The organism is Floridaenema aerugineum BLCC-F46 (assembly GCF_041929345.1).
GTDB classification, from domain to species: Bacteria; Cyanobacteriota; Cyanobacteriia; order Cyanobacteriales; family Aerosakkonemataceae; genus Floridanema; species Floridanema aerugineum.
Genome location: NZ_JBHFNQ010000242.1, coordinates 1 through 14522 on the forward strand (window position 1 = coordinate 1; position 14522 = coordinate 14522).

The 14522-nt window shown below is 38.5% G+C and carries 13 protein-coding genes and 1 pseudogene; 3 read left to right on the top strand and 11 right to left on the bottom strand.

What is annotated here, in order from left to right:
- Positions 1-165: 165 nt before the first annotated feature.
- From gcvT to ACE1CC_RS37005, 4 genes and pseudogenes are all read right to left on the bottom strand, one after another.
- Positions 166-1290, bottom strand: coding sequence for a glycine cleavage system aminomethyltransferase GcvT (gene gcvT, locus ACE1CC_RS33140; protein ID WP_413274699.1), 1125 nt, complete (start codon positions 1288-1290; stop codon positions 166-168).
- A 123-nt stretch (positions 1291-1413) separates the two neighbouring features.
- A complete protein-coding gene (locus tag ACE1CC_RS33145) occupies positions 1414-1767 on the bottom strand; it encodes a 4a-hydroxytetrahydrobiopterin dehydratase (RefSeq protein ID WP_413274700.1) in 354 nt (117 codons plus the stop codon).
- Positions 1768-2272: 505 nt separating this feature from the next.
- Positions 2273-3610: a sensor histidine kinase gene (locus ACE1CC_RS33150; RefSeq protein WP_459563947.1), complete on the bottom strand. Its 1338-nt coding sequence runs from the start codon at positions 3608-3610 to the stop codon at positions 2273-2275.
- Positions 3587-4069 (bottom strand): annotated as a pseudogene (locus ACE1CC_RS37005) (PAS domain-containing protein); the annotation flags it as partial. The pseudogene ACE1CC_RS37005 and the gene ACE1CC_RS33150, both read right to left, overlap by 24 nt.
- A 598-nt stretch (positions 4070-4667) precedes the next feature.
- Here ACE1CC_RS37005 and ACE1CC_RS33155 point away from each other — a divergent pair.
- Complete coding sequence (locus tag ACE1CC_RS33155) at positions 4668-4874, top strand: DUF433 domain-containing protein (protein WP_413274702.1); 207 nt, start codon at positions 4668-4670, stop codon at positions 4872-4874.
- A gap of 11 nt (positions 4875-4885) precedes the next feature.
- Here ACE1CC_RS33155 and ACE1CC_RS33160 read toward each other — a convergent pair whose 3' ends face one another.
- From ACE1CC_RS33160 to ACE1CC_RS33175, 4 genes are all read right to left on the bottom strand, one after another.
- Positions 4886-5635, bottom strand: coding sequence for a hypothetical protein (locus tag ACE1CC_RS33160; protein ID WP_413274703.1), 750 nt, complete (start codon positions 5633-5635; stop codon positions 4886-4888).
- Between the two features lie 66 nt (positions 5636-5701).
- Entirely contained in the window at positions 5702-6358 is a 657-nt protein-coding gene (locus ACE1CC_RS33165; RefSeq protein WP_413274704.1) for a hypothetical protein, read from the bottom strand.
- A gap of 133 nt (positions 6359-6491) precedes the next feature.
- A complete protein-coding gene (locus ACE1CC_RS33170; protein ID WP_413274705.1) occupies positions 6492-7400 on the bottom strand; it encodes a hypothetical protein in 909 nt (302 codons plus the stop codon).
- Between the two features lies 1 nt (position 7401).
- Complete coding sequence (locus ACE1CC_RS33175) at positions 7402-7731, bottom strand: hypothetical protein (protein ID WP_413274706.1); 330 nt, start codon at positions 7729-7731, stop codon at positions 7402-7404.
- A 376-nt stretch (positions 7732-8107) separates the two neighbouring features.
- Here ACE1CC_RS33175 and ACE1CC_RS33180 point away from each other — a divergent pair, with 376 nt between their 5' ends.
- Entirely contained in the window at positions 8108-8377 is a 270-nt protein-coding gene (locus ACE1CC_RS33180) for a hypothetical protein (RefSeq protein ID WP_413274707.1), read from the top strand.
- A 76-nt stretch (positions 8378-8453) separates the two neighbouring features.
- Here the strand turns inward: ACE1CC_RS33180 and ACE1CC_RS33185 are convergent, their stop codons facing one another.
- From ACE1CC_RS33185 to ACE1CC_RS33195, 3 genes are all read right to left on the bottom strand, one after another.
- Positions 8454-9809, bottom strand: a complete 1356-nt coding sequence (locus ACE1CC_RS33185; RefSeq protein ID WP_413274708.1) for an FAD-dependent oxidoreductase — start codon at positions 9807-9809, stop codon at positions 8454-8456.
- A gap of 286 nt (positions 9810-10095) precedes the next feature.
- Entirely contained in the window at positions 10096-11250 is a 1155-nt protein-coding gene (locus tag ACE1CC_RS33190) for an ATP-grasp domain-containing protein (RefSeq protein WP_413274709.1), read from the bottom strand.
- Positions 11251-11369: 119 nt separating this feature from the next.
- On the bottom strand, positions 11370-12293 hold the full coding sequence (locus ACE1CC_RS33195; RefSeq protein WP_413274710.1) for an SDR family NAD(P)-dependent oxidoreductase: 924 nt from the start codon (positions 12291-12293) through the stop codon (positions 11370-11372).
- 189 nt (positions 12294-12482) lie between these two features.
- Between ACE1CC_RS33195 and ACE1CC_RS33200 the strand changes: the two genes are divergently transcribed.
- The gene (locus ACE1CC_RS33200) at positions 12483-14423 is read left to right on the top strand and encodes a hypothetical protein (protein ID WP_413274711.1); all 1941 of its coding nucleotides are present in this window, start codon (positions 12483-12485) and stop codon (positions 14421-14423) included.
- The last annotated feature ends 99 nt before the right edge of the window (positions 14424-14522 follow it).

Genomic DNA, 14522 nt, shown 5'->3' on the forward strand with positions numbered 1-14522 from the left:
CTGCTGTACATAATTATTTTAAAGATGCAGCAGTTAAATAATCCGATCGAGCTTTGCAATAATTTACTAAATTAGTTTCTCAGAATCATTAAAAGTAAAAATGTACGTTGTTGCGCTTTAGCGCTACTATGAGAGCGCTAAAGCGCAACAACGTACCTAGAAAAATTACACTTTATTCGGAGAACGATAAAAAGGTTTTTTGACTACTTTAGCCGGATAAAACTTGCCACGAATTTCCACTTGTAATTCTTGACCAATTTTAGCTAAATTTGTGGGTAGATAAGCTAGTGCGATCGGGCATGACAAAGTAGGCGACCAACTTCCACTAGTCACTTCTCCCACCGTTTCCCCTTCATAGCTTATCGGATAACCTTGACGGGCAATATTACGCCCTTGCATTTGCAAAGCTACCAGTTTTCTTTCTACTCCCGATGCTTTTTGTTCTGCCAATATTTCCCGACCAATAAATTCGCCTTTTCTATCTAAATGTACCAACCAACCTAACCCTGCTTCTAAAGGCGTTGTACCTTCATTAATATCCTGCCCGTAAAGTGCCATTGCTGCTTCTAAACGCAAAGTATCTCTCGCACCTAGTCCACAGGGAACCACACCTTCTGCTAATAAATTACGCCACAATTCTACACCCACATTTTGGTCTAACATCACTTCAAAACCATCTTCCCCAGTGTAGCCAGTCCGAGCAATAAAAGCAGGTTTTTCTAATACCGTACCTAACAAATGAGCGAAAGATTTAATTGAGCTTAAATCTTCTTTCACAAATTTTTGCAGTTGTGTAATTGCTAGAGCCCCTTGGACTGCAATCAAAACTTTTTGTTTGGAAATATCTTGAAAATCTATTTCTGATGTTTCTAACTTACTTAACAACCAAGCTTTATCTTTTGGCGTAGTTGCTGCATTAACAATCATTACTCCCTGCTGTATTCCGGCTGCTTCACCCTGATAATAAAAAATAATATCGTCAATGATTCCACCTTGAGGATTTAATAAAACAGTATACTGAGCTTGGCCTGGTTGTAAACTGCTTAAATCAGAAGGAACTAAGTTTTGTAATTGGGAAATTAAATCTTTTCCTTGCATGGTAAATTTGCCCATGTGGGAAATATCAAACATTCCCGATGCAGTTCTGACGGCTTGATGTTCTTGTCCTATTCCACTGTACTGAACAGGCATTTCCCAACCAGAAAATTCCGTAAATTTAGCTTTGGATTCTAAAGCCAATTCATATAAAGGAGTGCGAGAAACAGTAGCGGTTGTTGATTGATTACCCATTTTGGTGATTAAATTATTAGTGATTAACGAGAAATTATGAGTTATGATTGGAGTAAAACTCATAACTCATAAGTTACCTTCAAACAGGAGAATTAACAATTTTTCTTCTGTTAAATTTGACAATTATTTGGTGACAAACTCTTCAGCAACTTTATCAGTTTTTGCTGCCATAATAAAATCGTTTATGTGCAGTCCACCGATCGCATGAGTCCACCAACTAACAGTTACTTTGCCCCATTCTGTCAGTAAAGCTGGGTGATGTCCGGCTTTTTCTGCTTTGTCACCCACTTTATTAGTGAAGGTTAAAGCTGTCATAAAATCGCGAAATTTGTAAACTCGCTTCAGACGTGCTTCACCCTCTTCTTCGACAATCTCCCAATCAGGAATTTGCGACTTAAGTTCAGCAATTTCTGTATCACTTATGCGGGGTGAATTTCCTTCACAAGCAACACAATTTTTTTCTGACAACTGTTCCATTGTTGTTTGTCCCTAGTTTCAGTTTTGGCACGGCTCAAGCAGTTACTTATTTCCCACCAAAAAACATTTAGTAATAGAGCCAGGTAGGTTTTAGAACAAGACAAGAGTGTAAGCTATCTTCGGGCGGGAAGCGAGTAATTCCGCTGTTAGCCATAGTTTAGCTAAAACCTATCTCTTGTTACTTTACCACAATTAGTTACGTCGCTGAATGATTAAACGCTGTATTGGTTCATAAGTAATAGTTTGGTCTTTTTGCTTAGTTTTTACCACACTCACTTCCACACCCGAAGCATCAGAATCTATTTCAAAACCACTACGAAAATAAACAGTTTGTCTTGGTTGATGTCCACTGGAGTTTCGTCGGATTCAAGAAAAAACTCGGTTTCTAATGATTCAGATGGCAATGGATTATACTGTACCATGACCCTTCCTTTTAGGGAGTTCTTTAATGTAGATTTTAGCTAAATTTTTTTGGTTTGTTGTAGGTGCTTTAGCGCCCAAGAGCTTACAACAAACCCACTGGTTGTTTGAGAGGAATTTTAATTACAAATTCTGTGCCTTTTCCAGGTTCAGAAAAACAATCCAAAGTACCACCATGTTTTTCGGTGATAATTTGATAACTAATAGAAAGTCCCATTCCTGTTCCTTTACCAATTGGTTTAGTAGTGAAAAAGGGATCGAAGAGGCGAGATTTTACTTTTTCAGGAATTCCTGAGCCATTATCTGCTAAGATAATCATCGCTTGATTGTTTTCTATAATTTTGGTGTGAATGCTAATTGCCGGATTAACTAATTTTTTGGCATTGTAGGCATCTTCTAAAGCGTCGATCGCATTAGCCACAATGTTCATAAATACCTGATTTAATTGTCCGGCGTAACATTCCACTAAAGGTAAATTGCCGTATTCTTTAATAATTTTAATTTCAGGGCGATCGGGTTTTGCTTTTAAGCGATTTTGCAAAATCATCAAGGTACTATCAATTCCCTCATGAATATTTATCTCTTTCATTTCCGCTTCATCCATGCGAGAAAAAATTCGCAGGGAAGCAACAATTGTTTGAATTCGATCTGCGCCAACTTTCATGGAATTTAAAAGTTTCGGCAAATCTTCTGTGAGAAAATCTAATTCGATCGCTTCTAATTCTGCTTGAATGTCAGGATGAGGATTGGGATAATGTTCCTGATAAAGTTCTACCAATCCCAACAAATCTTGAGTATATTCCTTAGCGTGACTCAGATTGCCAAAAATAAAGTTAACTGGGTTGTTAATTTCATGAGCAACTCCAGCAACTAATTGCCCTAAACTAGACATTTTTTCACTCTGCACTAATTGAGTTTGAGTGCGGCGTAATTCTTGTAAAGTTTGCTCTAAATCTTTTGTCTGTTTTCGCAGTTGTGCTTCTGACTCTTTTAGGGCTTGTTCTGCTCGTTTTCGCTCTGTAATATCTTCAGTAATTGCTAATAAATATTTGGCTTGCCCTAACTCATCTAAAATCGCTGTTTTCTTGGTTCGTAAAATGTGATTTTCCCCTTGGATTAGGGCATCTTCTTCAGAAATATCTATAGTTTTACCGCTGGCTAATACTTGCCGATCGATATTGATGAAAAATTCGGCTTGTTCTTTAGTGAATAAATCATAATCATTCTTGCCTAAAACTTGGTCTGCACTCAGTCCAAATAACTGTGACGCAGCTTGATTAAAAAATGCAAATCGCAACTCTTTTGCTTCTTTGGCAACAACAGCTACAGGCAAATTTTTCAGCACAGATTCGAGAAAATTTTTGGTTTGGTACAATTCTGTTTCTGCACGTTGGCGATCGGTAATGTCTTGAGCAAATCCCAAAATTGCGTAAACTTCTCCATTGTCATCATAAAGGGGAATTTTCTGCACATCCACAATCCGAACACCTTCAACCGTTGAGCTTATTTCCAGGGGATTATGTATCGTTTTTCCTGCTAAAACTTCTAAGTCATCCTGACGAAATCCTGGAATTCCTGCTTCTTGATTGCCAAAAACTACCTCCTCTGGATAACCTAATTCCAGTTCATTTTTCCCTAAAATCGACTCTGAGGTAGTACCAATGGCAGTAGCAAAACTTTGATTTGCTAGAAGGCAGCGAAAATTGCGGTCTTTGACAAAAATCCAGTCTGGGGAAGCGTCAATTATCGACTGTAAAAGTTGGCGCGATCGCTTTTCTCCCTGTTGTGCTTCAATTAGTTGCTGTTCTAATTGAGCAATTTGCTCTTGGAGATGTTTTACTTCTGGCGATCGTCCCTTAGAGGATTTTGTTACTGCACTCATAAAAAAACCTGTTCTACTAAAATTCAACTTGTTGAGCCAAAATATTTGAAATTTTGCATCCCTGTCTCCAGAGAAATCGCTTCCCAGTAAAAGCTTTTACCGTTCAGGCTCTTGCTAATGGTTGTACTTATTATTCCCAAAAATAATCTCATTAGTTAGCAGTCTCTAAAAAATGAGGTTTGATTGTGGGCGATCGCGCTATTCATTCCTCTATCATGTCTTTAACATACTCTAACCTTAGATAGATGTTAAGTGAAAAAAGATGTATTTTCCAAAGTACAATGAACAAACATAACAAACAAGCAGGAAATTGCTATTTATGTTTAGCAAAGTTAACAGCTACTTAAGGGAATTCTCGGAGGAGTAGATATTATTACTTAAAAATCAGCAACAATTGATAAGAGTTTTAATTATAGTTACTGATAAACCAATTAATTCACTTTTATTTTAGGCGATCGCAATTTTAGCTTTGTTGGGGAGTGCGATCGCAATTCCAGTTTCAGTCATTCCAAAAGTAATTAAATTGGAAGGAGGAAGCGATCGCTAAACTCCACTTTTTGCATTTAAGATAGATACTAGACTAAAAAGATAAAACACTATGTTTAAAAACTCACCAGTTATTAGTACGTCCCCTGAAATTATGGGAGGAACTCCGGTTTTTGCTAACACCAGAGTTCCGGTGCAGACACTCTTTGATTATTTGAAAGCGGGAGAGTCAATAGATGATTTCCTTGATGGATTTCCCACAGTAACTAAAGAGCAAGTTATAGTGATGACATCGCTGTTTTCCTTTAGACTACCTTGAATCATTATTCTTCAGATTTGCTCTCCTATTGTTTTATCAAAGCTTTCGGCTAAAGCAAGAGCATCTGCAAAGGTTGCGTCTTCGTGATTATGGCTATTCCACTTGAGTAATGATGGCCCTGAATTAGCTGAATACTTAGCACCAGGATTCTCCTTTAAAGATTTCTCCTTTGCTGGCTTTGCAAGCTTTTTAATGTGAAAATACAGAGGAGATCTCTGTTCAGCAAAATTCTCTTTTATGGCTTTCATTATATTATTGAGACAGCCAATAATATATTCTGCATATTTTTTAGCTTCCTGTGAATTTGCTATGTAGCCTTTATGTATCACCTTGTTTCTAAACTTAACTTGCTCTTGATTAGCTTTCCATGCTTCTCTAACAGTCATTAAATATGCAGAACAAAAAGCCCCGTATTGTCGTTCAGATTGACCTTCAATTTCTTTCCAGAATTTATCTATTGTTTCCAAAGGATTATCTGTTTTAACTGTTTTAAATAGGTTTAACTTGATAAATAGCTCATAAGCTCTCTCTAAGGATGCAGCGAAACTCATTACCGATTCAGAGTAAAATCCTTTTCTATAAGCATGAATACCAGATGTGAACAAAACATCAAACAGATCGTACTGTAATCCAGATATTTGTACATGACCGTTAGGGCATCTACAAATAGCCAGCAAATTAGATTGAACTTCACCAACAGCCCAAATCAGTGAAGTGTTATCAGCTTCAAAACAATTAATGCAAAGACAATAATGTTTCATAATTTATATATTCAACAACCTGTATCTATGAGTTAATAAAGATATTAAATTGTAGCTTCACTACTCCTAATTGACTACAAAGTTTGAAAATAACTTCTCAAAGTTGTAGTCATCAAATCTGAGTAACTGACCACCAGAACAGATAAATTCAAATTTGTATCCTACTAAATTCTCAATTATTTTGCCTTGACCGTAGCGATTAGTGTATACAAATGAAACCTTTGCTTTGTCTCCCATCCTAATAATTGCAGAACACAAAGCATTTTCCTTCTCTACGTTATCAGTTGCGCCATCCTGCTTACCGTAGTAGGTAGTATACTTACCTAGTAAAACTTCTACGTCACCCTCAAATTCATAATAGGGTTGAGCAGCACTTAATGGTAACTCCAAAGATACAAGTACATCTTGTTCTTCTGAAGCAATTTCTTGTTGGATAAAATTTACTCCCTCCGAACTTTTGTGGAGACTAGCAAATTTTATAATTACAGGACTAGACCATATCTCATCAGTCTTGATTTTGACCTGTAATTGCTTCTTTGTTGATTCCTTTAGTATAACAGGCAAGATGTCAAAGTTAGTCGCATGAGTATCATTAATCGACATACCATTACTAGTTAGACAAGGTACATTACGCACGAAGCTTAGAAAAATACCTTCTTCTGGTTTGTAAGTCTTAGGGCTTGATTTATTGTAAGCATCTGGACACACTCTGAATAGTCGCATAATAATACAGTGATTTTCCACTCAAATATTTTAGCTAAAATCTTTTCCGTAGAGTAGCGTAGCTATTCCTGCGCGATAGCTACGCTAATAGATGATGCCATCGGGTACAACACGGTTTTAGGTGGCTATATGCTCAGGAATCAGAACTCTTTTGACTAAATCCTCTAATAGCTGGGATACTGCGAGTTAGACCTAAGACATTCATCGCCGGATACACAGCAACTACATTATTTGTTGTACTGCTAAAACCAGGAATTATTAGCTGAGTACCTCCCTGGGCTGTATAGTGTTTGCGAAACTCACATACAGCACCATCTGTTTTGTTCTCAATTAAACAGAGTAAAGACAGACAAGGAAATTTGTTCGCTCCCTTTTGCTCAATTCTGAATTTCTGAATCTTTTCCGCTAAAGGACGAAACACATTTTCAATTAAACTATTCAGGCTATTCCTATGCTCTCCAGCATAGGCAATTACTTCCAACGGTTTCCAAGTAACGAGCGCACAAGCAGCATCAATGATCTCTAAATTATTATTAGTTCCCATATAGAGAACGATGCCATGTTTTCTAAGTGTTCCAACAGCGTCACCTTCTTTGTTGATCAAAAAAGTTATTGCTGCATCAAAGAAACCAGTATTAATCAGACGCATTGCTTCTGTTGCAAGTTCTCGATTGTTCATTACAGGTTGATAACCTGAGAAATCTTCTGGTTCCATAGGAACTTTGAGAGTGAAAGCTGCTAGCTTCAAATCTTGAGAAGCTAATGTCTGCGTCTGTTTGGATGCCATATCATATACTGTCATCGCAATTTGATTTAGGCGATTTAGTAAAGCCGCAGGAGGTTCACCTTGATAAACTTGTTCAGTCTGTAGCAGCCAATCGAGGATAGCTGACGTTAGCCCTGCTGTTCCCTGAGACAGATATAAATCAACAAAACTTGAATAATCTGGTTCTGTCTCCAATTGAATATGTATACTCTCTTTTTGCCACCAAGGTTTCCCAAATGTAGGGTCAAGTTGCTTACGACGTTTTGCATCTCCCATATCAATAGCCCCTTCCCATTGATCTCTGAATATCCTTTACAACTTGTTCAACAGCCCCCTCAAAATTCAGGTTACTACGCCAATAGTGACAAGCAAGAGAAGCTTCTAAAATTGTCTCGACAAATGCACTGGAGGTAGGCATGAAATTTCTTGTAAGGACTGCAACAACTGTGGAACGAACTTGCTTGAATTCTTCTTGTTGAAATTCCACATATTCTGGTCTACCGGAACGACCCACATCAACAACTTTAATTCGTACTTTGGTACATTCAGTTCCACCCTGTCCGAATCCACCACTTCCAGTTGTGCGTAATTTGCTTTTTTTTCCCATAAATCGATCCTTAGCAATCCACTTACCGAATTAATTGATGAGAGAACCTCGTTTGTAGTGTTCCCTCATCGCTATAGGAAAGGCAGCTTCATCAATAAATAGCAATAAAACTTAATATTTGAGCGATAAAACGATCGCACTCCTCCTTTGTAAATTTTCTTTAACAAGACCTATTTTTTGGGCAAACCGTAAAATACGATACAGAATATAGACAAAACACTTTTTCTCGCCTGTCTTAATAAAGGAATTAGAGAAACAAACTTCAAATCGCACCTGATTTTGAAGATGGCTTAGGTATTAATCAGTTCTTTAACTGTTTAACCTTCTCACATAAGTCTGAAGGCAGGTTTTTCATGGGTAAAAATCGGAGGTAGAAATGAATCCAATCGCAGAAATATTGCTCGAACAAGTGTCTTATGCTCAAAAATTGGGACAGCGAATTTTGGAAGTCAGCGGCTTAGATGATGATGGGGTAATTTATACCTTTGCTACTCCAGATACACTGGTGATTAATTGCAGCGATTATCAAACAACTTGGCGGCTTGAGGAAGAACAGTCAAAATTACGTTTGGCGATCGCTAAATTAAAATACTCCATCCACACCATTGCGATCGAAAAAGCCGGAAAAACTTTATATTTTTGGTAGATTTAACCTTAAAAAATCCCTATAAAAAAGCTGTAGAGACGTTTCATGAAACGTCTCTACAATCTCTACACATTGATTAGCCAACGTTAAGTAAAACTCGTTGTTCCGCTAACTCTTGCTCAAATTTTTGTTTTTCAAAAATGTATCCTTCACCTAAGAAATCAACGATTTTTTCGGTATCATCTTCAGCATTTTGTAAACAGGTAGAAGCGCCCGGTGAAGGAGTAATATTAAACAAGATATTCTCCCCAATAATTTTGGCTTCTCCCATTTCTAAACGGTGAGTTTTCAGGTTAACAATTTGCGGTCTAATTCCGCCATAGCCTTTAGCGAGTGTTACTTCATCCAATTTGATTGTCGGCACAATTTTCTGAACTTCTTTCAGGAATAAACGCTTGCCAATAAAAGGTATATCGTAAATGAAATTCATCACGACATACTTTAAAATTGCTGGTTCAGTAAGGATATTAAAGAAGCTCAAAAATGCAGCGATGCTGAGTCCAGCAGTTCTTAAATAATCAAAAAATGTCCCATATTTCCCTTGTTCTAATAGGGGAGTTACCTTAGCAGTTGGGCCAAATCTTGTTTGACTGGCATTGTGAACTTCTGGATCTCCATGAATGGCGGCGAAAGGTATCTTTTTCAGTTGAACTGTGTAGACTTTGCCGTTTAAAACTCCAGGCGCGAGGTAAAAACTTCCAGCTACATTTAATAGTGCATAATCTTTGCCGTAACCGAGAGATTTGGCAAATAATAAACTATAGGCTCCAGCAGTAAATATTACTACTTTAGCAGCGATCGCTTCTTTGTCCGTTGCTACGTAGTAAATTTCGCCTTCTTTCTTGATACTCTTCACCTTGGTTCCTAACATTAAATCAATCGTTTTTTGCTCATTTACAATTGATTTTTCCAGGAAAGATTGGGCTAATTTTTGGAAATCGATCGTGTAACCTTCGTCAGTGTAGAGAGCTAAAATTTCCTCATCAGCTGCTCTACCTTTGACTACATTAGGTTCCAGTAATTCAATTTCTGCTCTTTCAATTAATCTTAATTGCGGAAACAGAGATTTAAATTCTTGGTATCTAGTGCGGAGTTCGGCAGTTTCTTCTTTGCCGATCGCCAACACCATTTTATGATATTTACTGTGAATTTCTTGGCTAGAATCATGTTGCAACAGATAATTTTTTACCAATGTTGCGGCTCGATTTACTTTCCGAGCTTTTTCCAAAGTATAATTAGTTTCAATGTCGCCAAAATGCAAGGTTTGGCTATTGCTGGTTTTATGAGAATTGACTAAGGCAACTCCGGGATTTTTTTCAATTAACGCAATGCGATCGATGTTAGTGTAATTGGATAAGCTGTACAGTAAGGCGGTACCAGAAATGCCACCTCCAATAATGGCTACATCGTAAACATTGTGTGAGAATTGCATAGTTTTTCCCAAACTCTAACAAAGCGAATCTAATTTTACAGTGTAAAGCAGACTGTTGACCAGCACAGTCTGTAGTAAACAATTTAGAGAAAATCTCCCAAAAAATTTTTGGATAAGTGTAATCTCTCAACCGCAGGATCTTTAATTCACCTTCAGGGTAAAGCAGATAGGCTCAAACAAACTTCACCCAATTGGTTGATCCTACAGTATGAGATTATCGAAGAGAAAACAGGCAAAAGGTAGATGTTGATAAGTCAATTGCTAATCTACTCTTTCCCAAGGCAGATTAATTCGATGAATGACGTTTTCCGGTTGGTTTTGCCAAAGAAACTGCTTTCGCTACTGCTTCATCTAACTGTTCTAACAAAGTAATTCCCACTGCGGCTAAACGCTCTTTTGCTGCTTCTAAGTTACTCCCAACTAAACGCACTACAAAATGAGGATATCCCCCCGCATCATTTTGCGTATAACTAACAATAACATCGGCGATTTCTTCGCAGGAAGCCAGACCATCCATGATGTTGATTAGTAATACTTTGATCCCATTTTGATTGCAAGAAATTTCTAAACTTTTTTGCAACAAACAGCTAAAAGGACAAGATTGATTTCCCGATAAACGATTTTCACCCAAATTAATACAACCAAAAGGTTTTCCGCCTGTTTGGTAGAGCAAATCTAAAGTTGCCATTGCCAAACCACTACCATTGCAGACTACACCAATATTTCCATCTAATCCCCAAAAACCATTGCTTTTTGCTTTATTACCGTTGGTGTGCAAATGAACTTTTTCGGCTAATACTAGCAAGTCAGGATGACGAGCTAAAGCTGCATCATTAACAGTAATTTTGCCATCTAAAGCCATTAATTCTCCAGAAGGACTAATGCCTAATGGATTAATTTCTACTAAGTCTAAATCCTTTTCTAAAAACAGGTTAAACATCTTTTCAATGATGGCACTAACTGATTGAATGAGATGCCCAGGTAAACCCATTTTCATTGCTAATCTTCGGGCATAAAAACTGGAAAAATCCTCTTCTACTACCACCTGTTGCAGATGTTTCATGACCAAATCTAAATCTATGCCTCCTTTAGCAGACCCCAGTAAAACGGGACGACGCAAGGAGTAATCTAAAGCTACTGCTAAATACAATTCTTGTTGAACATTGTATCTGGCTTCGGCAAGTAAAACTTCGGGATATTCGCCCATAATTGGCAGGCGAAAGATTGTTTGGGCAGCGGCGATCGCATCGATCGTATTTTCCACAAACTTAATCCCTCCAGCCCTGCCCCTACCACCAGTCGGCACCTGAGATTTCAGGACTACTGGATAGGGAATTTCCAAACTTTTGATTTCTCTGGGATGATCGATTTTTTGGGAAGGTAAAACCGGGATGCAGATTTGACGAAATAACTCTTTGGCTTGATATTCTAATAAATCCATTTTTAATTAATTGCTAGTTGGTAGTTGGTAATTGGTAGTTGGTCATTGGTCATTGGTCAAGGGTTAAAATCCACAAATGACAAATGACAAATGACAAATAACAAAGGACAAATGACTCATTACTTACTTTTCAAAGATTGTTCTTTTTTCCAATCTTGGGCCACTAAATCGATGCCATAAAACTTTTGCCAAAAGCGATCTACAAATTTTGTAGGTAATACTTTGGTCATCATAAACAACAAAAAATCACCAGCAGTTGCAGCAGTATACCTTGGTCGAGGATTATTATCTGTGAGCGATCTCACAATTACCTGGGCTACTCGTTCCGCAGTCCAAGCGCGACTACTAGTTCGTTCTTGGAGTTTTTCCAACTGGCGGAAAGCGGCGCGGTAGGGAGTATTTTCGGGATCTGCGACTGTTTCGAGCACCCCTTTACCAGCGACATCAAAAAATTCCGTAGTCACAGGCCCCGGCTCAATCACGCTAACCTTGATGTTGAATGGCTCCAACTCCATACGTAGAGCATCGCTCAGACCTTCGAGAGCGAATTTAGAGGAACTGTACAAACCGCCAAAGGGAAATGCCAATCTTCCTCCCAAAGAACTAATATTAACAATTCTGCCACCACCGCGATCGCGCATCACAGGAATTAACTCCCGAATTAAAGCCAATGGGCCTAATAAATTCACTTCAAACTGTCGCCTTGTCGCCGCCGCCGGAATTAACTCTATTGGCCCCATTTGACCATAGCCAGCATTATTCACCAAAATATCCACTCCGCCGAAACGTAGCACAGCCGCTCGCGCCAAAGCTTCCACTTCTTCAATTTGGGACATATCTGTAGGAACTATCATCACTTCGGCCCCAGCTTTGCTACAGTAATTGGCAACATGAGTCAGCTTTTCTTGGTTACGAGCCGCTAACACCAATCGTATTCCCAGGAAATTTTGGGCTAAAACCTGAGCCAACGCAGCCCCTATTCCCGCAGAAGCTCCGGTAATTAATACAACTTGTTGAGACAATGGAATGTGATTTTTAGACATGGCATTAAACTAAAAGATTGATTAAACCAAAAGGTTTGGCTAATTGTGTACTCTGAATTAAATAGATCAGATCGTCAGTCAAGAGAACTCGTTATTATTAGGAATTGCATAAATTTAGACGCAGTTCGCCCATCTCAAGACCAAGATATCAAATTCTTCCTTTGCTATAAATAAATTAGGTGGTGTAATATGCAAACAGCAGTCCGACCCAGTGAACTCCAAGAACTAGCCAAATTTTTACAAGAACGCTTACAAGCTGAATTGGCGGGGGAAGTTCGCCTTCAGGTAAGATGTATGTTGCAAAACGATGTGCTATTGGTGCTAGCGCAACATTCCCAGTCCGTAGCGCCGGAAGCGCAGCCAATATTTCGGGTGCTACAGCAAACTATCCAGGAAGCTCAACCTGAGTTTACAGAAAAAGTTCGGCTTTATTTGCGAGCAGTAGGGCAAAAACAACCCCGTGCTATGCAAGATTTTATCATTGAAAAATCAACAGCTTGGTTAAACAATGCAGATTTAAATGATAATGATGATGACGATTTTGATGATTTATTTCGCTGGTTAGGTAAAGCATCCGATCCAACAGAAGAAACTGAAGAAATAGAGCAAGAGAATGATAGTAATTTCCTCTTTTTTACCTTAAAAATAGAGGAGCAAAAGCCGGATGAATCAACTTCGTTAAACAATTTAGTTGCCGAATCTGAAACTGAATCAGACTCAATGGCAGATTTATCTTTGGAAGAACCGCCTACTCAATCATTACCAGATCCAGAACAGATTTATGAAGCCCCAATAACCCCGGAAAGCCGAGGAAATCCCCAAACAGAAAGAAAAGAGATTTTATTATCACCCAAGTTTGTAATTGCAGCTGCTACGGTGACAGTAGTTGCTTTTTTAAGCAGTCTTTATGCGTTTAGTCGTCCTTGTGTAATTGGCTCATGCCCCCAAATTAAAACGGCAAAACAACTTGGTCAAGAAGCAAACCAAACTATTAAAAAAGCCAAAAGCATACAAGATTTAGAAAGATCTCAACAGAAATTAGCCACAGCTACTCAATTATTAGGAAGTATTCCCCCTTGGTCTAGTTATTATGGTGAAGCACAGAAATTCTTGCCCTATTATCAAAACCAAGCTAATGCGATCGATCCGGTTTTAATGGCGATGAAAAAGGCAGATGAAGCAGCAGAAAACAGCCAAAATTATCCTCATTCAACGCAAGAATGGCAGGAAATAAACTCACTTTGGAAGCAGTCAGTTGCTTTACTCAAACAAGTTCCCAAAACTAGCCCAGTCTATGCTATGGCTCAAAAAAAGCTGCTGACTTATCGGAATAATTCAGGAGAAATAAATCAAAGAATTAATTTAGAGGAAACTACGGAAAATAAGATTGTTGCTGCTAAGCAAGCAGCACAAACAGCAGAGTTGCGGCAAGTGTCAGCAAAATCATTAGAAAATTGGCAAGAAGTAGAATCGATTTGGGAAAAAGCGATCGCTACTCTATCATCAATTCCCAAAACTGTCACAGCGCATGAAGAAGCCCAGGAATTATTGGATAATTACCAAACGAAATTAGCAACGGTGCGCGATCGCAGAAATCAAGAACAAATTTCTGCTAACATTTATAATCAATCCCTCACCCTAGCCAGCCTCGCCCAAAACCAAGAACAAAGAAATCAATTGTCAGATGCAGTATCCAGTTGGCGACGAGCTTTAACTTACGCGCAACAAGTCCCCAAAGGCACTTTTTACTATACAATAGCTCAACCACTAATTGATAGTTACAGCAGCAGTTTAAATCAAGCTCAAGACAGATTAAAAGTTGCCTTAGTTTGGCAAAAAGCTAACACTGACTTAAACCGAGTTTGCAACGTTTCCCCGAAAATTTGCGATCACATAGTCACTCGTCAAGGCATTAAAGTTTACCTCACACCCACCTATGTAAATAGCGTCAGAAGAACCGCCATGAGTGCTGGCATAAATGGCGATGCTAACACCTTAGCCGGAGTAGACGATCACTTAAAAACTCTACAATCAGCACTAGAAGCAATTAGCGAAAATTCCGTTTTACCCCTAGAAATTTACGATCACACTCGCGCTTTAATTGGCAAGTATACTCCTAAACCTAGTTGAGGGAGATGGGGAGATGGGGAGATGGGGAGATGGGGAGATGGGGAGATGGGGAGATGGGGGGATGGGGAGAAAATAATTTATTTAACTAACTACCTCCTC